Below are 16869 nucleotides of genomic sequence, written 5' to 3' on the forward strand. Positions count from 1 at the left end.
GCATGACCGCAAACCGCACCCATTTAGCCACTTTGCGCCACCAACCCACCTCGCACAAACACCGCTTCGTCGTCTCACCCTCCGGCCGTCAGGAGCGCCGATGATCGTCGCCTTAGTCGTGGTCCTGGGAGTCCTCGCCGCCTACACGGCGTTCGTCTGCACGTCGGTCGCGCTACCCCGACGGCTGCGACTCGCACTGGGACCGATATCGCTGGAGCGGATCCCCGACCGGGCGGCCCGCCGCCATCGCGGCCGGGTTCTCTTCACCAGCGACGAGCCGTGCTCGTGGTCCGTGCCCCAGCCCGGTGGCACGGGCGGGCCCGGCCCGGACAGCTGGACGGCACGGGACGTCCAGACCACGGCCGGCCGCGTCGCCGCGGCCCTGTCCGCCCTCGGTCTGCGCCACGGCCAACGGGTTGCCATCCTCAAGCGGAACCACTTCGACATCCATCTCCTTCATCTCGGGGTGGTGCGCGCGGGTGGGGTCGCCTGCCCCATGAACGGCGCCTTCGCCGCCGACAAGGTCGCGCCCTACCTGCTCAACGTCAACGCCCGGATCCTGCTGGCCGACGTCCCGACGCTGCTGCGCGTCCTGCGCGAGGGCGGCGCTCCGGACGGGGTCGACACGGTCGTCCTGGTCGGGCGGGTCGGCGACACTCCGGAGACAGACGTCCGGGAGCTGTCCGCCGCGCTGGAACGCGCCGGGGTGCCGGCCGTCCACTGGATCGAGGAGCTGCTCGCGGCGGTCGAGCGGCCCGCCCCCGCCGTCCGCCGCGGCCGGCGGGAACCGCTCTACCTGGTTCACACCTCCGGCACCACCGGGTTCCCCAAGGCGGTGATCCTGCGCAACGGGCCGCAGGCCCGCGCCATCCGCGGGTGGCTGTGCTACGTCCACGTCTCGCCACGGCGGGACAAGGGCTACTTCGCGGTGCCCAACAACCACCAAGCGGTCATCATGACCTTCCACAGTCTGCTCCTGCTGGGTGTTCGGACCCACTGGACGCGGGCGACCGGTCTCGACTTCGACGCGCCGCGAGCCGTCCAGGAGCTGGCCAGCGGCCGCTACACCGGTTTCTTCGGCTTTCCGATCACCTACACCCAGCTCAAGGAGGTCCCGCTCGCGACGCATGACCTGCGCGCCATGCGGTTCTGGGCGAGTACGGCCGACGCCGCGCACGAGGAGATGATCAGGCCCTGCGTCCGGGTGGGCGGCACGTTCCGCCGGCTGGGCCTGCCGGTGGGGGGCTCGGTCTACCTGGACGCGCAGGGCTCGAGCGAGGTCGGCACCCCGTCGGTGCTGCGCTACTACAGCCGGTTCACCCGTCGCTACGAGCGCCGGATCGGCCGGCGGCACTCCACCCCCTTCGGGCCCCGGGTCCGCATCGCCCGGGACGGCAGGGTGGTCCCGCGCGGAGAGGTGGGCCGGCTCGAGGTCCGCGGGAGGACGCTGTTCGAGGCCTACTGGAACAACCACTCGCTGACCTACGAGGCCGTCCGCGACGGCTGGTTCTTCACCGGCGACGTGGCCCGCTGGTCGGGCGGCCACGTGGTCCAGCTCGACCGGGAGGTCGACGTCATCCGCACGCGGGCGGGAGAGGTCTACAGCCTTCCCATCGAGGAACGCGTCCACCGGCACCCGGCGGTCTTCGACGCCTGCGTCTACGCCGCCCGTCAGCCCGACGGGAGCCAGCTGCCCGCCGCGGCGGTGGCGGTGCGGTCCGGCGCCTCGACCACCGCACGGGAGCTGCGCGACGAGCTGAACGCGCTGTTGACCCCGGCCGAGCACCTGGTGGCCGTGGAGATCGTGCCGTGGGACGAGTTCCCGATCGGGGTCACCGGCAAGACGCTCAAGCGGGCGTTCCGTGAGCGGACCGAACCGATGCCGGTGCCGGAGGCGAACCGCCCCGTCGCCCTGGAGATCGCCGACCGCCCGGCGCCACTGGTCACGGCCTCGTCCGGCTAGCCCCCGTGCGGTGTCCCCGCCGGCCGGCCGGACGCGGGCCGGCCGGCGGGAGCCGGGACGGGGCGGCGCACGCCCCGCAGTCGTCGACAGAGGGGACGGACATGACCATCACAGGAACGGATCGCCAGGGCCTGGACACGAAGGGCCGCCGCTGGGTCGAGCTGGTGTGCCTCGCCTCGGCCGGCTCCGCCGACACGCTCGCCGAGCGGGTGCTCGAGGTACTCGACCGGGACGAGATCACCCTGGCGGAACTGCAGGAGTTCGTACTGCAGTACGCCGTGTACGCCGGCTGGCCGCGGGGCTCGGAGGCCGAGGCCGTCATCCGGCGCCAGTGGGCCCGGCTGCGGTCCGAGCGAGGCGAGGAGATCACGCCCTGGCCCCTGCTCGACACCGCGTCGCTGGGCCCGGAGAGCTGGGAGACACGGCTGCGGGCGGGCGAGGACGCCTTCCGCACGGTGAACCTGCTCGAGGCCCCGCGCCGGGACACGCCGTTCGTCCAGGCCGGGATGCTCGGGTTCGTGTTCGGGCAGGTGTGGCGACGGCCGCACCTGACGGTACGGGAGCGACGACTGATCTCGATCGGCGTCTGCGCGACCGCGCAGACGTTCCACGCACTGCGCCACCACGTCCGCTCGGCCCTCGAATCGACGGACCTCTCCGTGGCGGACCTGCAGGACGTTCTCGACGAGGTGAGCAGGCACATCCCCGCGCGGGCCGCCGAGACGCTGCGGGACGTCCTGTTCCAGGACGACTCGCGCTGACCGCCGCCGGCTGACCGCCGCGGACCGAACCCTTCCACCGCTGAGGAGACGCACGCGATGCTGGCCGCCCCGCAGGGAGACTCGTCCCTGGCCAACGAGACCTACGGCTTCGTCGGCCTCGGGCATCAGGGTTCCCAGATAGTCAGGCGCTGTGCCTCCGCCGGCCGGCACCTCGTCGTGTACGACACGCAGACGGACCGCGCCGAGCAGTTCCGGCCCGCCGGGATGAGCGTCGCGGGGACGCTGGCGGAGCTGGGCCGCCGCGTCACCGTCGCGAGCGTGTGCGTCTACTCCGACGAGGACGTCCGGACGGTCGTGGCGGGGCCGGGAGGGCTGCTGGAGACGATGCGGTCGGGCGGCCTCGTCGTCATCCACAGCACCTGTTCGCCCCGGACCTGCGTCGATCTCGCCGCCCGGGCCCGCGGACGTGGCATCACAGTCCTCGACGCCCCGGTCAGCAACGGTGCGCCCGACGAGTGGGGCCGTCAGCTCGTGGTCCTGGCCGGCGGCGACCGGCGGGATGTGGACAGGTGCGCGCCTGTCTTCGAGCTGTTCGGGAGAACCGTGGTGTACACGGGTGACGTGGGCAGCGCCCAGCTCACGAAGCTGGTGAACAACGCGCTGTTTATCGTGCACCGCAGCGCCGCCGTCGAGGCGCTCCGGGCGGCGGGCACGCTGGGCCTCGACCCGGACGGGGTGCGGGTGGCACTGCAGGAGTGCAGCGCGAACGCGCGATCGCTCCCCATCCCGGGCGGCCCGCCCATCGGTGGGCACGGTGGCCCTCCCCCCGACGCGTTCGTGGCGCTGTTGACGAAGGACCTGAATCTTCTGGAGGCGTCGCTGGCCGACTGCCTTCCAGGCACGGAGCACCTCGTCGCCACCGCGCGCCGCGCGCTCGCGACGATGCTGACCCCGCTGACCCCGCTGACCCCGGCCGGCCTCGCCACGGCACCGGCCGACCTCACTCCGGCACCGCGACCGATTGTGACGGCCTGATTCGCCGGACACGTGATCCCGCCGGAACAACCGGATTCGTTCCCGGCCGCCGGCGGTTTCCGCGAGAACCCGTCCGCGCAGGTGAGAAACCCGCACTTCCCAGTTTCCCGCCCGCCACGCCGGACACAGCAGCGCCGATCTCGACGAAGAACGGTGACGGGCAGCGTGGAAGATCTCGCGCCGAATGTAACCAAACGTAGCGTGTTGACAAGTCTCCACCCGCAATCCAAACTCCTAATCGAGTTGGCGAGAAAAACATTTCACGGACGGCAATGAATCGACCGGCAATGGCAGCGGGGAAAAGTGGGACCCTGCCGCGGATCGGCCGGCATCTCTGTCCGCCGGTGGGCACCGCCGGCGGACGGCGGCCGCCGCTGCGCGGATACGGGATTCCAGAGCCCCGCCCTGACTGGCGACGTGAGGACAGACCAGGTTGTTTCGGAACCACCAACGAAGACGGCCGCCGCGAGAAAAACAGATAACGGCGCTCCTGCGGAGCGCGCGGGGCGCGGGACGCGGCGGTGACCTGCACCTGGCGATCGCGTTCCAGTCGAGCGCGGGCCGGCTGGCGCGCGTGCTCCACGCACAGTCCCCCGGGGACGTGCACGGAGCCCAGCTGCTCGGTGGCGTCCTGTATGACCTGGCAGCCCTGCTGCATCGGGCCGGCAGTGACGGCGAGGCCATACGGGCACTCGAGGACAGTGAGCGGGCGTACGCGACCCTCGCCGGGCGCGTACCGGCGGCGGGCGGGTGGATCTCCGACGTGTACGCCCGGCGCGCCGTCCTGCACGCCCAGCGGGGCTGCGGCGCGTCCGCGCTGGCGGATGTGCAGGCGGCGCTGCGGGCCCGCCACGTGCTCGACGGGGCCGACGGCCCCGACGGCCCCGATGAGGCCCGGACCCTCGCGCTCGGCAGCGACGTCCTCGGCGCGTTCGGGGACCCGGACATGGCGGTCGCGGCCGCCGACCGCGCCGTGCGCGGCTACCTGAGCTGTTTCGGCCCGGCCGGCGTGGCCGGCCCCGGCCTGCCCCGTACCTCCCCCCACGTGGGCTACCTGGCCCGGGCCTGCCGGGTGGCGGCCGTCATCCGGCAGGGCCGCGGGGCCGGTGAGGAGGGCCGGGCCGCCCGGTTGGCGGCCGCGGCCGCCAACCTCGGCGCCTCGGCGCCGGCGACCGTCCTGGAGCGGCGGTTCTCCTCACCGAACCCGCCGGATCTCGCCACCGGCCTGGAGGACGCGCTGCGCGTGGTGCCCCGCTGTGGTGGCGACGGCCGTCGCGCCGAGCTGCTGCACGCGGCGCTGGTGCGCGCGCGGGCCGACCGAACCGCCCTGACCTGGTACGAAGGCGTCACCGTCGACGCACCCGAGACGACAGCGGGCACGGCGACCGGCGCCACGATGGGCATGGGGCCGCCCGGTGTCGGAGGGTCGCTGGCGCGGCTCGCCACGGCCGTCCTGCCCACCGACGCCGCGGCCGGGATGCGGCTGGCCCTGGAGGCACACCGCCTGCGCGCCGGCGCACCGGCGGCCCGCTCCGGCCGGGCGCACGCGGATGACGCGGCCTGGGCGGAAGTGCTGCTGACCGCCAGCAGGCAGGTCGCCGGCACCGGGGACACGCTGTTCGCCCTGGACCTCGCCGCCTGGGCCGCCCGAGCCACGCAGGCCCCTGCGGACACCTGCCCGGCGGGTGCGATCGACGGTCTCGACGCGCGCGAGGGGGGACCACCTCGACACAGCTCCCGGCCGTCCGACATCCACTGCCGGCCGGATTTGGGTACCGGGGCCTGGCAGGCCCTGCCGTGCTAGCGGCGGCGCCTCGGGACGCGCCAAGGGCATCCACCCCGGTCAGATCACCCGATCGCCCTGGAGGACCGTTGAAGACAGCCGGAACGGACCAGGCCGGCGGGATCCCCCGGTTCCAGCTGCTCGGCCCGCTCGAGGTCCGAGACGGGCACGACCGCCCGATCCCGGTCTCCGCCGCGAAGCAACGCGGTGTGCTGGCCGCGCTGCTGGTCGACGCGGGCACCGTCGTCTCGACGGACCGATTAGCCGACCTGCTCTGGGACGGCTCGCCGCCACCGTCCGCCAAGAAGACGCTGGAGAACTACCTCAGCCGGCTGCGCCGGCTGCTGGGGCCGGCGGTGGGTGGGCACCTCGTCACCCGCTCCCCCGGCTATGTGATCGAGCTCCGGGACGGGCTGGAGGTCGACCTGGTCATGCTGGCCGATCTCGCCGGACGGGCGCAGGAGGCCGCTGACCGGGCGGACTGGACCCGTGCCGGCCGCGACGCCCGCGAGGCGCTGGCGCTCTGGCGCGGCGACCCGTTCTGTGACGTGCCGGTGGAGCGGCTGCGGTGCGAACAGACACCGCACCTGGCCGAGGCCCGGTTGCGGCTGCGGGAGCTGGCCCTGACCGCCCAGGTGATGCTGGGCGATCACCACATCGCCCTGCCCGGTCTCCGGCGCCTCGTCGAGGAGACCAGAATCCGGGAGCACCCCTGGGAGCTGCTGATCAGCGCTCTGTACCGCTGCGGCCGCAAGGCCGAGGCGTTCGAGGCGTACCGCCGTGTCGGCAGGATCCTGCGGGACGAGCTCGGGGTGGATCCCGGCCGCGGGCTCCAGCGCCTGCACGGCCTGATGCTGGCCGACGACCCGCATCTCCTGCCCACGGCGGACGTCCACGCGCGCCTGCCCCCGCCGGGCACGCCCGGGATTCCGCCGGCCGACACCCTTCCGCCACCGGCCCCGCCCGGGGCGTCCGCCCGGCCCGGACCGCCCGTCCTGTCGACCGTGGACGCCCCGGCAGCCGAGGTCCGCCAGGGCGTCGCCGTCCGCTACGGGAGCCTGCCGGCACCGCGCACGGCCACCGATCCGGACCCGGCCCGGGCGCTGCGCCTGCTCAGCGGATGGGACGGAGACGACCTGCCACTGGCGGCGGCAGGTGCCATGCTGCGCCGGCCGGTGGAGATCGTGCGGCGTGAGCTGGGAATCCTGACCGATCTGCGGCTTCTGGAGAGCCCCGCCCCGGGCCGGCACCGGCTGCCCCCCGCCGTGCGGGTGTTCGGGCGCACGGTGGCCCGGGCCCAGCACACCGACGCCGAGCGGCAGGAGGCCCTGGCCCGGCTCCTCGGGTGGTATCTGCAGACGGCGGTCGCGGCCGAGGACGTGCTGCATCCCTACGGCCGTCGGCAGATCCCGGGTACGGGCGTGGCCGAGTTCCCACGCGAGGGCTTCGCCAGCTACGGGGACGCGTCGGCCTGGTTCTCGGCCGAGCACGCGAACCTCGTGACCGCGGTCCGGGTCGCCGCCTGCACGGCCGAGCACACCATCGCCTGGCAGCTGGCGGCCGGTCTGACCGGCTATCTCCATCTCAGCAAGCGCTGGACGGACTGGATCACGACCGCCCAGATCGGCCTCGTCTCCGCCAGGCACCTGGGCGAGCGGTCCGGCGAGGCCGCGCTCCTGCTGAGCGCCGGCCTCGCCTACCGCGACCTACGTTTGCTCGGCCGCTCCGTCGACCTGATCGAGAAGGCGACGGCGATCCGGCGGGAGACGGCGGACCCTTGGGGTGAGGCGTGCAGTCTGCTCGGCCTGGGCCGGGTGCACGGACCGGACCGGATGATCGTCCACCACCGCCGCGCGGAGAAGATCTTCACCGAGGCCGGGAACCTCTGGGGCTACGCCCTGACCCAGATCGAGCAGGGGCGGGCCCTGCGCAGGCTGCACCGCCCCGAACGGGCGGTCGCCTGCCACCGCGGCAGCGCCGCCATCCTGGCGGACCTCGGCGACCTGTGGGGAGTGGGGCTGGCGCACCTCGGCCTGGCCGAGGACTACCTGGCCTACGGAAGCCACGAGGACGCGGCCGCCTCGTGCCGCCGCTCGCTGGCGGTCTGCTGCGAGATCGGCGACCGTCACACCAGCGCGCGCGTCCTCGCCCTGCTGGGACAGATCTACCTCCAGCTCTCCGATCCGGCTGCCGCCCACCAGGCATGGAGCAGGGCGTTGCGGATCTTCGAAGATCTCGCCGACCCGCGCGCCACGCAGGTCCGGGTGGGCATGGCGAACCTCGACGCGGCGGTGGCGATGGCGTCCTGACCGCGGCTGGTCGGCGACGATCGCCGGCGAAGGGCGAAGGGCGGACGGCGGAGGGCGGAGGGCATTCCGTGAACGGGCGGCCCGCCGACGTTCCGCGGGCGGAGACGCACACCGAAGTCCTACGGGAAACGGAAGGTCCGGGGATGCAGCTGGGGGCGCAGCGGCAGCAGGAACGGGAAGGCGGTGCGCCGCTGCGGCCACTCGTCGCGCGGCCAGGTCCGCCAGGACGGCCAGGGCACCGCGTGTACCGCCCGCGGCAGGCCGAGGGCTGACGGCGGTTCCACCGCGGGCGGCAGCGGGGTCTCGGCCCAGTCGACCGTGAGGCTGCCGCAGAACGCGCAGGGCGGACCGCCGCGGGGCGAGGGAACCGGGACTCCGTTGTGCCGGTAGACCTCCACGAGGCCGCCGTCGTCGTCGAACCAGCGGGTGACACCGAACGAGCGCTCCCACGCACGGCCGCATCGCCGGCACCGGTAGAAGATCTCCACGTTCGCGTTCTCCACGTCCACCACAGGGTGTTCGACGTTCATGGACCGAGCCCTTCGTCCGCTTCGGTGGGGTCAGACCTGCCCCCACCTCTGCCCGACAGGAGCGGAGTTAACCCGGGACGGGAGGTCGTCACCCAACTCGCCGCGCGGCGGCCTGGGCGATCACACCGGAGGGCGGGCGTCTCCGCGCACTGGGCGGACCTCGTCAACCAGGCCCCAGTTCGCCGCGGTGGCGGCGTCCAGCGGCCAGCCGGTCAGCGACAGGAACGCGGCGCGCTCCCGACCGACCCGGCGCACGACGCTGGATGTCCCACCCGCGCCGGGCACCAGCCCCATCGCGAGCTCGGGCAGCCGGAGGGTGGTCGCCGGATCGGCGATCACCCTCCGGGCGAAGGCCGGGACCTCCACCCCGGCTCCCACGCAGGTCCCGTGCATGTACGCGGTGACCCGGCGCGCGCAGCGCAGCAGCGACAGCGGGATGCTGCGGGTGGTCCGCACCGCGTGGGCGCGGGCCGGGTCGGGCAGCGAGCCGAACTCGGTGAGGTCACCGCCGCTGCAGAACGAGCGGCCGGCCCCCCGCAGCCGCACCTCGGCGACGGTCGGGTCGGCCCCGGCCAGGGCGAACGCGGCGGCGAGGCCGTCCCGCAGATCGCGGCTCACCGCGTTGTGCACGCGCGGCCGGTTCAGCACGACCCACAGCTCGTCGCCGTCCCGCTCGACGAGAACCGCCGGCTCCGTGGGCTGGCCGATGGGCTGGCCGATGCGCTCGGCGCGCACCGGTGCGGTGGCGGCCCCGGCCTCGCGACGCTCCCGCGCGGCACGGTGCCCGGCGAGCCAGGCGGCGAACTCGGGGCCCCCTTGCAGCGTCGAGTAGGTGAACGACTCGGCGATCACGGCGTCGCGGACGTCGATCCCCGCCGAGTACCGCACCAGCTGGGTGAACGCCACGCAGGCGCCGGGGACGGCACGGGTCATGGCTGCGATCGCCCCGAGGGCGGCCGTGAACCCGTCGCCCGGCCGCAGCGGGCCGACCCACGGGGCGGGCGGCGTGGCCTCGCCGGTCAGCAGCACGTCGTAGCCGGCCGACTCGATGCCCGGGGGGAGATCGGCGAGATCCGGCGCGACGCCCACCAGCACGCACGGCAGCCAGCGGGCGAGCTCGCCGACCTCGACCGCCAGCGGGCCGTGGGCGCGCACGGCCAGCAGCGGCCGTCCGGTGTGCGCGGCGAACATCTCGGGGTCGGCGCACAGCAGGAGCAGCGCCTCCTCCGGCTCCAGGACATCGGCCTCCGGGACAGCCACATCCGGGGCGGCGAGGCCGGGGACGATCGTCGTACTCCCCCGCCCGGTCGGGTGGGCCCCCGCCTGGTCCTGACGAACATCCACGGCGCCCACGTTAGGCCCGTCCCGTGCCGTCGTGCCGGGCACGGGCCCGCGCACCGTACTCTCGGGCTGCCGCTCCCCCACGCCCCGAGGTGATCCCGTGCTGGTCAGACGCGCCGAGGCTGCCCTGGGCCGCGGTGGGCGGCCGGCGGGCGGGCTGGTGGACGTCCGGATCGGCGGCGGGGTCGTCACCGAGATCGGGCCACCCGGGCAGCGCCTCGCCCGGCAGCGCGGCGAGGACGAGCTCGACGCCGTCGGCGGGGCCCTGCTCCCCGGCCTGCACGACCACCACGTCCACCTGATGTCGCTGGCCGCGGCCGCGTCATCGGTCATGCTGGGCCCGCCTGAGATCACCGGGCCGCGGGATTTCGCGAGCCGGCTGCGGACGGCCGCCGCCGCGGCGCGCGCCGGGACGGCCGGCGGCTGGGTCCGCGGGGTCGGCTACCATCCGGCCGTCGCCGGGGACCTCGACCGGGTGGCCCTGGACGCGCTCACCGGCGACGTCCCGGCCCGGGTGCAGCACCGGGGCGGCGCACTGTGGGTGCTCAACTCGGCCGCTCTGCGCGCGGTGGGCCTGGGCCCGGAGTCCTTTCTGGACGTCGAGGGCGTCGAACGGACGTCCGACGCGGCTCCCACGGGGCGGCTGTGGCGGCTCGACGGCTGGCTGGCCGGCAGGGTCCCGCGTGTTCCGGCCGATCTCGGCGCGGTGGGCCGGGCCGCCCTCGCCGTCGGTGTCACCGGCTTCACCGACGCCACCCCGCAACGGCGGCCCTCCGATGCCGCCGCGCTCGTCGACGCCGTCGCCTCGGGCACGCTGCCGCAGCGTCTGACGCTGATGCGGCCGTTGGACGGCGGACCAGCCCTCCCGGACGGGATCTCGCCCGGCCCGGTGAAGATCATGCTGGATGACACGAGCCTGCCACCGCCGGACGCGCTCGCCGAGCGTGTCCGGCGGGCGCACCGGGCCGGCGCCTCGGTGGCCGTGCACTGCGTGACCCGCGTCCAGCTCGTGGTGGCCCTCGCCGCGATTGGCGACGCGGGCCCGCCGCCGCCGGGCACCGCCGACCGGATCGAGCACGGCGCGGTCGTCCCGCCGGAGCTGGCGGCGCTGGTCGGCGCCGCCGGGCTCACCGTCGTCACCCAGCCGAACTTCGTCGCCGAGCGCGGGGACGCCTACCTCGCGGAGGTCGACCCGGACGACCTCGACTGGCTCTATCCCTGCCGGTCGCTGCTGGCCGCCGGGATCGCGGTCGCGGCCGGCACCGACGCACCCTTCGGTCATCCGGACCCGTGGCGGGCCATCCGGGCTGCCCGCGAGCGGCGCACGGCGTCCGGTCGGGTGCTCGGCGGCGGGGAGCGGGTCGACGGGCGGACCGCGCTCGACCTGTTCCTCGGCCGCCCCGGCGACCCGGCCCGCCCCCGCCGGCTCCACCCGGGTCTGCCCGCGGATCTGTGCCTGCTGCGAACACCGCTGGACGACGCGCTGGCCGACCCGGACGCCGCGCACGTCGCGGCCACGATCATCGACGGCGCGCTCGCGCACACGGCGCCTTAGGGTCCGTCACGGCACCCGGCCCGCCTGCTCCGCCGGGCCACGTCTCCCACCGGGCGTGTCGACTGCCGGGCGTGTCGACTGCCGGGCGTGTCGACTGCTGAGCCGGGTCCTCTGCTGGGGCGCGTTAGTCAACCACAGACCGGGGCTCCGCGCCGGGGAACTAGCTGCCAGGCCCTGGCATGTTTTGGCCCGAGGCAAATCGGCAGTCTTGCTCCCCCGCAACGATCGCCTCGTTAGGGTTATTTTGACGCAAGTGCCCATGTTCGAGGGGGTTTGTGCGATGACAGACCCGGGCCGGCACGACCACCGGGCGGGCGGTCGCCACCCACCACGGATGAGCACATCCCGGCCGATCTGAGGGCCGAGCGCGTACCACAACGTCACGCCCGCGCGGCGGCGCGGCCGTCTCCGCCCGGTCCGGCCCGGGCCCGCCCGGCCCCGGCCGGCACCCGCGTGCACAGCACCAGCAGCGATTCCCCGCCAGGCCGTGCGCGGTGCGTCGTTCCCTGACCCTGACCGTGAAAGGATCCATTTCTCCCATGTCGGTCACCGAGACTGTGCCTCAGGATCAGGACCAGGATCTTCCGTCCTTTCCTTTTCCGGACACCTTCAGCCCGCTCCCGTCGGGAACACTGGCCGAGATCGCCCGGCGCGCGCCCGCGATACGGGTTCGCTTCGGCCCCGGGCAGATCCCGATCTGGCTCATTGTCCGGCATGCCCCGGCCCGGGCGATGCTCAGCGATCCGCGCTTCTCCCGTACGAAGACGCTTGAGTTCCGGCCCCCGCTGACCGGGGCGCAGATTCCCGACCCGAACTCGCTGCTGTGGCTGGATCCGCCCGACCACACCCGTATCCGACGGCTGGTCTCCACCGGATTCGCCCACCGCCGCATCGAACAGCTCCGGCCGTGGGTCGCCGAGACCGCCCGCCGGCACGTCACCGCGATGACCGCCAAGGACGCCCCGGCCGACCTGCGCGCCGCCCTGGCCGCCGCGCTGCCGGTCGACGTCATCTGCCAGATCCTCGGCGTTCCGGAGATCGACCGGGAGAACGTCCGGGCGTGGAGCGAGACGCTTTTCCGCTTCGCCACCAACCGGGAGGCCGCCGCCGCCGGGCAGAAGGCCCTGTACGGCTACATGGACAGCCTGGTGCGCGAACGGCAGGCCCAGCTCGCCGCGGGAGAGCCCGTGACGAAGCTGTTCGACGTCCTGATCACCACCCAGGACACCGACGACGGCCGGCTGAACGAGGTCGAGCTGCGTTCGCTGGCGCTGACGCTGCTCATCGGCGGGTTCGAGACGACCGCCGGCGTGATCACCAATGCGGTCACCACGCTGCTGACCGACCGGTCACAGTGGGAGTCGCTGGTCGGCAACCCCGCGCTGCTACCGAACGCCGTCGAGGAGCTGCTGCGTTACCACCCGCTGTCGATGACCTTCCCCCGGGTCGCGACCGAGGACGTCGATCTCGGCGAGTTCACCGTGCGGGCCGGCGAGGTCGCGATCGCCCCGTTCGCCGCCACCAACCGGGACCCGGACCTCTACGACGACCCCGACCGGCTCGACCTCACCCGGGAGCCGGTGGCGAACCTGGCCTTCGGCCACGGGGCGCACCACTGCATCGGTGCGCACCTGGCCCGGGTCGAACTGACCGAGGTGCTCTCCGCGCTGATCGACATCGTTCCCACCCTGCGCCTGGCGGTGCCGGTGTCGGAGCTGCGCTACGAGCTCGCCGCGCCGATCGGCCGTCCGGAGAAGCTACCCGTCGCCTGGTGACTCACCCGCCGACGCGCCTGCCCACCCCGGCGTGGCCCGTCCAGCCACGCCGGGGTGGGCGCCGCGACCGGACGGGCTCCCTCGTCGCGAGCGCAGACGTCAGGCCCGCCACGCACCCGTCGGCCCACCTGTCTGCGACCTCACGCCGAGGCCGAGGACGGAGCGCTGCTCGCGGGACCCTTGGTGGGATCACCGTTCGACGACCAGGCCGACCACATCCGCGCGTAGTGACCACCCGCGGTCACGAGCGCGTCGTGCGAGCCGCTCTCCACGACCCGGCCCCGGTCGAGGACGACGACCCGGTCGGCCGCCGCCGCCTGCGTCAACCGGTGGGCGACCAGCAGGACGGTGCGGCCGCTCAGCGCCCGCTGTGCGGCGAGCTCCAGTCGCCTGGCCCCGGCGCTGCCCGCCTCGGCGGTGGCCTCGTCGAGGATGACGATCGGGGCGTCGACGAGGAGGATGCGCGCGAGCGCGAGCTCCTGGGCCTGCGTCGGGGTGAGCCGGTGGCCGCCCTTCCCCACGACGGTCCGGATGCCGGACGGCAGCGCGGTGACCCACTCCAGCGCGCCCGCCCGCTCCAGCGCCCCCTCGATTTCCACCTCGGTGGCCTCCGGCCGGGCCAGCCGCAGATCCTCGATCAGCGGCCCGGCGAACACGTGGACCTCCTGGGTGATCAGGCCCACCGACCGGCGCAGCTCGTCCGGGCCGAAACGGCCGACCGGCTGGCCGCCGAGCCGCAGCTCCCCGGACGCCGGTGGGTGGAGCCCGGCGACGAGCTTGGCGAGCGTGGTCTTGCCGGCGCCGCTGGCACCGACCACCGCCAGGCGTTCCCCGGCCGGTACGGCGAGGTCGACACCGTGCAGGACCTCATGGCCGGCCTCGTAGGCGAACCGGACGTCGCGCAGGTCGATCGACGGCTCGGTGAGGACCGTCTCCTCCCGCTGCTCCGGCAGCGGCACCCCGGCGACACCGACGAGACGGGACAGTGCCGCGCCCGCCTCCTGCACCATGTCGATCATCATCAGCACCATGTTGACCGGTTCGAACAGGCGGCTGAAGTAGAACGCCGCGGCCGTGGCCGCGCCGACCGTCACGGACCCGTCCCGGACCAGATAGAAGCCGGCGACCAGGACGGCCGCCACGCCGATGGCCTCGGACAGGTGCATCCGGCCCCAGAAGCGCGTCCGGAAGCGCATCGCCCGGAAGGAGCAGTCCATCGCCTCCTCCGACCGCCCCGCCATCAGCCGGAGGTGGTCGGAACCGAGCCGGAAGGCCCGGACGGTGTCCGCGCCGCCGACCGAGTCGAGCAGCTGCTGGGCGCGGGCGCCCTCGGCCACCCGCTGGGCGGCGAACACCGGTCCCGATCGCCGCAGGTACCACCGCAGCGCGTAGAGGTCCGTCGGCACGGCCAGCAACGCGACGGCGGCGAAACGCCAGTCGATGACCGCCAGGCCCACCGCCGTCATCCACACCAGGAAGACGGACATGGCCAGCGTCGGCACGATGTTGCGGATCGCCGTCGTCACGACCTCGACGTCACCGCTGATCCGCGCCACGAGGTCGCCGGCACCACTACGCTCCACCGCGCCGGAGGGCAGGTGTAGCGCCCGCTCGACCACCTCCTCCCGTAACGTCGCCAGAACGGGCTCGGCGACGAACGCGATCAGCGTCCTGGTCAGCACCTGGAAGACGCCCGTGGCGACCGCGACGAGCACCAGGACCTGGACCGGCCAGACGATCGCCCCCCGGTCACCCTCGATCGCCGCGTCGATCACCCATCCGAGGGCCCGCGGCGTGACCAGCTGGACGGCCGCGCCGACCGTCAGCGCCAGGACGGTGAGCACGGCGAGATGCCAGCGCGGTCGGAGCAGGCGGAGCGCGTACCGCCAGGTCTCGCCCGCTCCCGCCTTCGGGAGGAGACCGTCCTCGGGCTCCGGGCCCGCGGACGGGCCTGGGCGGCGCCTCATGCGAGCACCAGCTCGCGGTAGCGGGGGTGCGAGCCGACGAGCTCCTCGTGGGTCCCCTCGGTCGTGATCACGCCGCCGTCGAGCACCACGACGCGGTCGCAGAACGACAGCACGGCGGGGCTCGAGGTCACGCAGACCGTGCTCGCGCCGTCGCGCAGCTGTCTGACGCCCTGCGTGATCTTCAGCTCGGTGAGCGAGTCCACCGCGGTCGTCGGCTCGTGCAGCACCAGCACGGGGACGTCCGCCGCCAGGGCCCGGGCAAGGGCGACCCGCTGGCGCTGACCGCCGGACAGCGACACCCCGCCGTGCAGGAGCCGGGTCCGCAGGCCCTCGCTGAGCACCTCCTCGAGGTCGTCGAGCCCCGCCGCCGCGACCACGGGGCCGAGCTCCGCCCCGGGCGCCGCGGAACGGATGTTGTCCGCCACCGTCCCCTCGAACAACTCGGCGTCGTGCGGGGCCACCAGGACGACCGATCGGGTCTCGTCGGGGTACAGCTGCGCGACGGACTCACCGTCGAGCAGGACGGTTCCGGTCTCGGGGTCTGCGTCTCGGGCCAGGACCGCCAGCAGGGCCGCCGCCTCCTTCGGATCGGAGGCGACGATGCCGACGAACTCGCCCGCCGCCACCTCCAGGTCGAGACCGCGGATGGTGCCGGCCGAGAAGCCCTCGAAGCGGAGGCGCCCGGGGCCGGCCGCCGTGGCCTGGCGGGTGCCGCCGACCGCGTGGGGGGCGTCGAGGATCGCGGCGATGCGACCGGCCGAGGCCAGCGACTGCGCGCGCTGCGAACCGAAGCCGGTGATCCGGTTGAGGGGATCGACGAGGAACTGCGCCAGGCCGACCGCGGTGATCAGCGCGCCGATGCTGATCGACCCGCCGGCGGCCAGCCGCCCCGCCACCAGGGTCACGGCGGCGAGCAGACCACCGGCCAGCACGACGGCCACCGCCCGCACGGTCGACTCCGCGGCCGCCGAGCGCAGGGTCGCACCCAATGCCTCCCGGCTGGCCGACCGGTAACGCGCGACGGCGGGACGCTCACCACCGAAGCCCTTGAGGACCCGCAGGCCGGCGATCAGGTCCGCGGCCAGGCCGGTCGCCGCGGCCATCTTCGCGCGTTCCGCGGCGCTGCGGTGCTCCAGCGGCCGGCCGAGCACGTGCGTGATCACCAGCAGCAGCACCGAGCCCGCGGTCACGAGGGCGGTGAGCGGCAGGGAGAACCGTACGAGGGCGACCACGGCCACACCGACTCCCGCGAAACCGGAGATGGCCATCGCGGTGGCGTAGTTCAGCATGCCGACCTTCAGGGCGTCGCCGGTCGCCAGGGAGACGAGCTCGCCGGGCATCCGCTCGGCCCCGGCGGCGCCGCGTGGGTCGAGAACCCGTTCGGCCAGCAGCATCCGCAGGTCGTGACCGGCCCCCTGGGTCGCCCGCAGGTTCGCCCGGAAGCCCCACCTCATCGCGCAGGTCAACACCACGAAGAGCCCGAGGAGCGCCGCCAGCCACCGCAGCATGGACGGGCCGTCCCCGGTCGCGACCGCGCGGTCGACGGCGAGGCCGATCGTGACCGGCACGAGTGCCTCGGCCACCTGGTGGCACGACAGGAAGAACGACGAGGCGCCGAGGTGGCGAAGCTGGCCCCTTCTCGCCCGGCGCAGGATCGACGCGGCTGTGTGGGTCTGACCGGTGGAATCAGGTGCCACCGCGGCGTTCACGGCGCATTCCACTCGGCGCCATGAGTTCCTCGCACCGCTCGCGCGGGTTCTCTTTCCTCCCGCTGCCGGGCGTACAGCCGGGACTGTTTGGTCGGCAGGTTCTTCCATAACAGGTCTGGCGGCTCGACCACGTTGCCGTCAATGCTCACCAGGACCGGATCGTCCCACTTAATTTTCGTC

General features: G+C 74.0%; 11 protein-coding genes. 7 read left to right on the forward strand and 4 right to left on the reverse strand.

Going from position 1 to position 16869, the window contains the following annotated elements; all coding sequences use genetic code 11:
* Positions 1 to 100 precede the first annotated feature (100 nt).
* The 5 genes from MXD62_RS00070 to MXD62_RS00090 all read left to right on the forward strand — a co-directional run bounded on the left by MXD62_RS00070 (position 101) and on the right by MXD62_RS00090 (position 7812).
* Positions 101 to 1963, forward strand: a complete 1863-nt coding sequence (locus MXD62_RS00070; protein ID WP_248827441.1) for a class I adenylate-forming enzyme family protein — start codon at positions 101 to 103, stop codon at positions 1961 to 1963.
* A 101-nt stretch (positions 1964 to 2064) separates the two neighbouring features.
* The gene (locus MXD62_RS00075) at positions 2065 to 2724 is read left to right on the forward strand and encodes a carboxymuconolactone decarboxylase family protein (RefSeq protein ID WP_248827442.1); all 660 of its coding nucleotides are present in this window, start codon (positions 2065 to 2067) and stop codon (positions 2722 to 2724) included.
* A gap of 57 nt (positions 2725 to 2781) precedes the next feature.
* Complete coding sequence (locus tag MXD62_RS00080) at positions 2782 to 3720, forward strand: NAD(P)-dependent oxidoreductase (RefSeq protein ID WP_248827443.1); 939 nt, start codon at positions 2782 to 2784, stop codon at positions 3718 to 3720.
* Between the two features lie 433 nt (positions 3721 to 4153).
* Positions 4154 to 5524 (forward strand): hypothetical protein, encoded by a 1371-nt coding sequence (locus tag MXD62_RS00085; protein ID WP_248827444.1) that lies wholly within the window; start codon positions 4154 to 4156, stop codon positions 5522 to 5524.
* 68 nt (positions 5525 to 5592) lie between these two features.
* The gene (locus MXD62_RS00090; RefSeq protein ID WP_248827445.1) at positions 5593 to 7812 is read left to right on the forward strand and encodes a BTAD domain-containing putative transcriptional regulator; all 2220 of its coding nucleotides are present in this window, start codon (positions 5593 to 5595) and stop codon (positions 7810 to 7812) included.
* A gap of 119 nt (positions 7813 to 7931) precedes the next feature.
* Here the strand turns inward: MXD62_RS00090 and MXD62_RS00095 are convergent, their stop codons facing one another.
* Entirely contained in the window at positions 7932 to 8342 is a 411-nt protein-coding gene (locus MXD62_RS00095) for a hypothetical protein (RefSeq protein ID WP_248827446.1), read from the reverse strand.
* Positions 8343 to 8462: 120 nt separating this feature from the next.
* Positions 8463 to 9686, reverse strand: coding sequence for an enoyl-CoA hydratase/isomerase family protein (locus tag MXD62_RS00100; protein WP_248827447.1), 1224 nt, complete (start codon positions 9684 to 9686; stop codon positions 8463 to 8465).
* 97 nt (positions 9687 to 9783) lie between these two features.
* Here MXD62_RS00100 and MXD62_RS00105 point away from each other — a divergent pair, with 97 nt between their 5' ends.
* Together MXD62_RS00105 and MXD62_RS00110 are read left to right on the forward strand one after the other, a co-directional pair.
* The gene (locus MXD62_RS00105) at positions 9784 to 11238 is read left to right on the forward strand and encodes an amidohydrolase family protein (RefSeq protein ID WP_248827448.1); all 1455 of its coding nucleotides are present in this window, start codon (positions 9784 to 9786) and stop codon (positions 11236 to 11238) included.
* A gap of 539 nt (positions 11239 to 11777) precedes the next feature.
* On the forward strand, positions 11778 to 13013 hold the full coding sequence (locus tag MXD62_RS00110; RefSeq protein WP_248827449.1) for a cytochrome P450: 1236 nt from the start codon (positions 11778 to 11780) through the stop codon (positions 13011 to 13013).
* A gap of 140 nt (positions 13014 to 13153) precedes the next feature.
* On the opposite strand, the gene MXD62_RS00115 is transcribed toward MXD62_RS00110, so the two are convergent.
* Positions 13154 to 14980 carry an ABC transporter ATP-binding protein gene (locus MXD62_RS00115; protein ID WP_248827450.1) on the reverse strand — a complete coding sequence of 609 codons (1827 nt, stop codon included), beginning with the start codon at positions 14978 to 14980 and terminating at the stop codon, positions 13154 to 13156.
* Positions 14977 to 16689, reverse strand: a complete 1713-nt coding sequence (locus tag MXD62_RS00120; RefSeq protein ID WP_248827451.1) for an ABC transporter ATP-binding protein — start codon at positions 16687 to 16689, stop codon at positions 14977 to 14979. Before MXD62_RS00120 ends, MXD62_RS00115 begins: the two co-directional genes overlap by 4 nt.
* Positions 16690 to 16869: the final 180 nt, after the last annotated feature.

It is taken from the genome of Frankia sp. Mgl5 (assembly GCF_023242985.1).
Taxonomy (GTDB): Bacteria; Actinomycetota; Actinomycetes; order Frankiales; family Frankiaceae; genus Parafrankia; species Parafrankia soli.

Excerpts from the sequence above, each read along its gene's own strand:
- MXD62_RS00070 (WP_248827441.1), top strand. The coding sequence starts at position 101 with ATGATCGTCGCCTTAGTCGTGGTCCTGGGAGTCCTCGCCGCCTACACG.
- MXD62_RS00080 (WP_248827443.1), top strand. The coding sequence starts at position 2,782 with ATGCTGGCCGCCCCGCAGGGAGACTCGTCCCTGGCCAACGAGACCTAC.
- MXD62_RS00115 (WP_248827450.1), bottom strand. The coding sequence starts at position 14,980 with ATGAGGCGCCGCCCAGGCCCGTCCGCGGGCCCGGAGCCCGAGGACGGT.
- MXD62_RS00095 (WP_248827446.1), bottom strand. The coding sequence starts at position 8,342 with ATGAACGTCGAACACCCTGTGGTGGACGTGGAGAACGCGAACGTGGAG.
- MXD62_RS00110 (WP_248827449.1), top strand. The coding sequence starts at position 11,778 with ATGTCGGTCACCGAGACTGTGCCTCAGGATCAGGACCAGGATCTTCCG.
- MXD62_RS00075 (WP_248827442.1), top strand. The coding sequence starts at position 2,065 with ATGACCATCACAGGAACGGATCGCCAGGGCCTGGACACGAAGGGCCGC.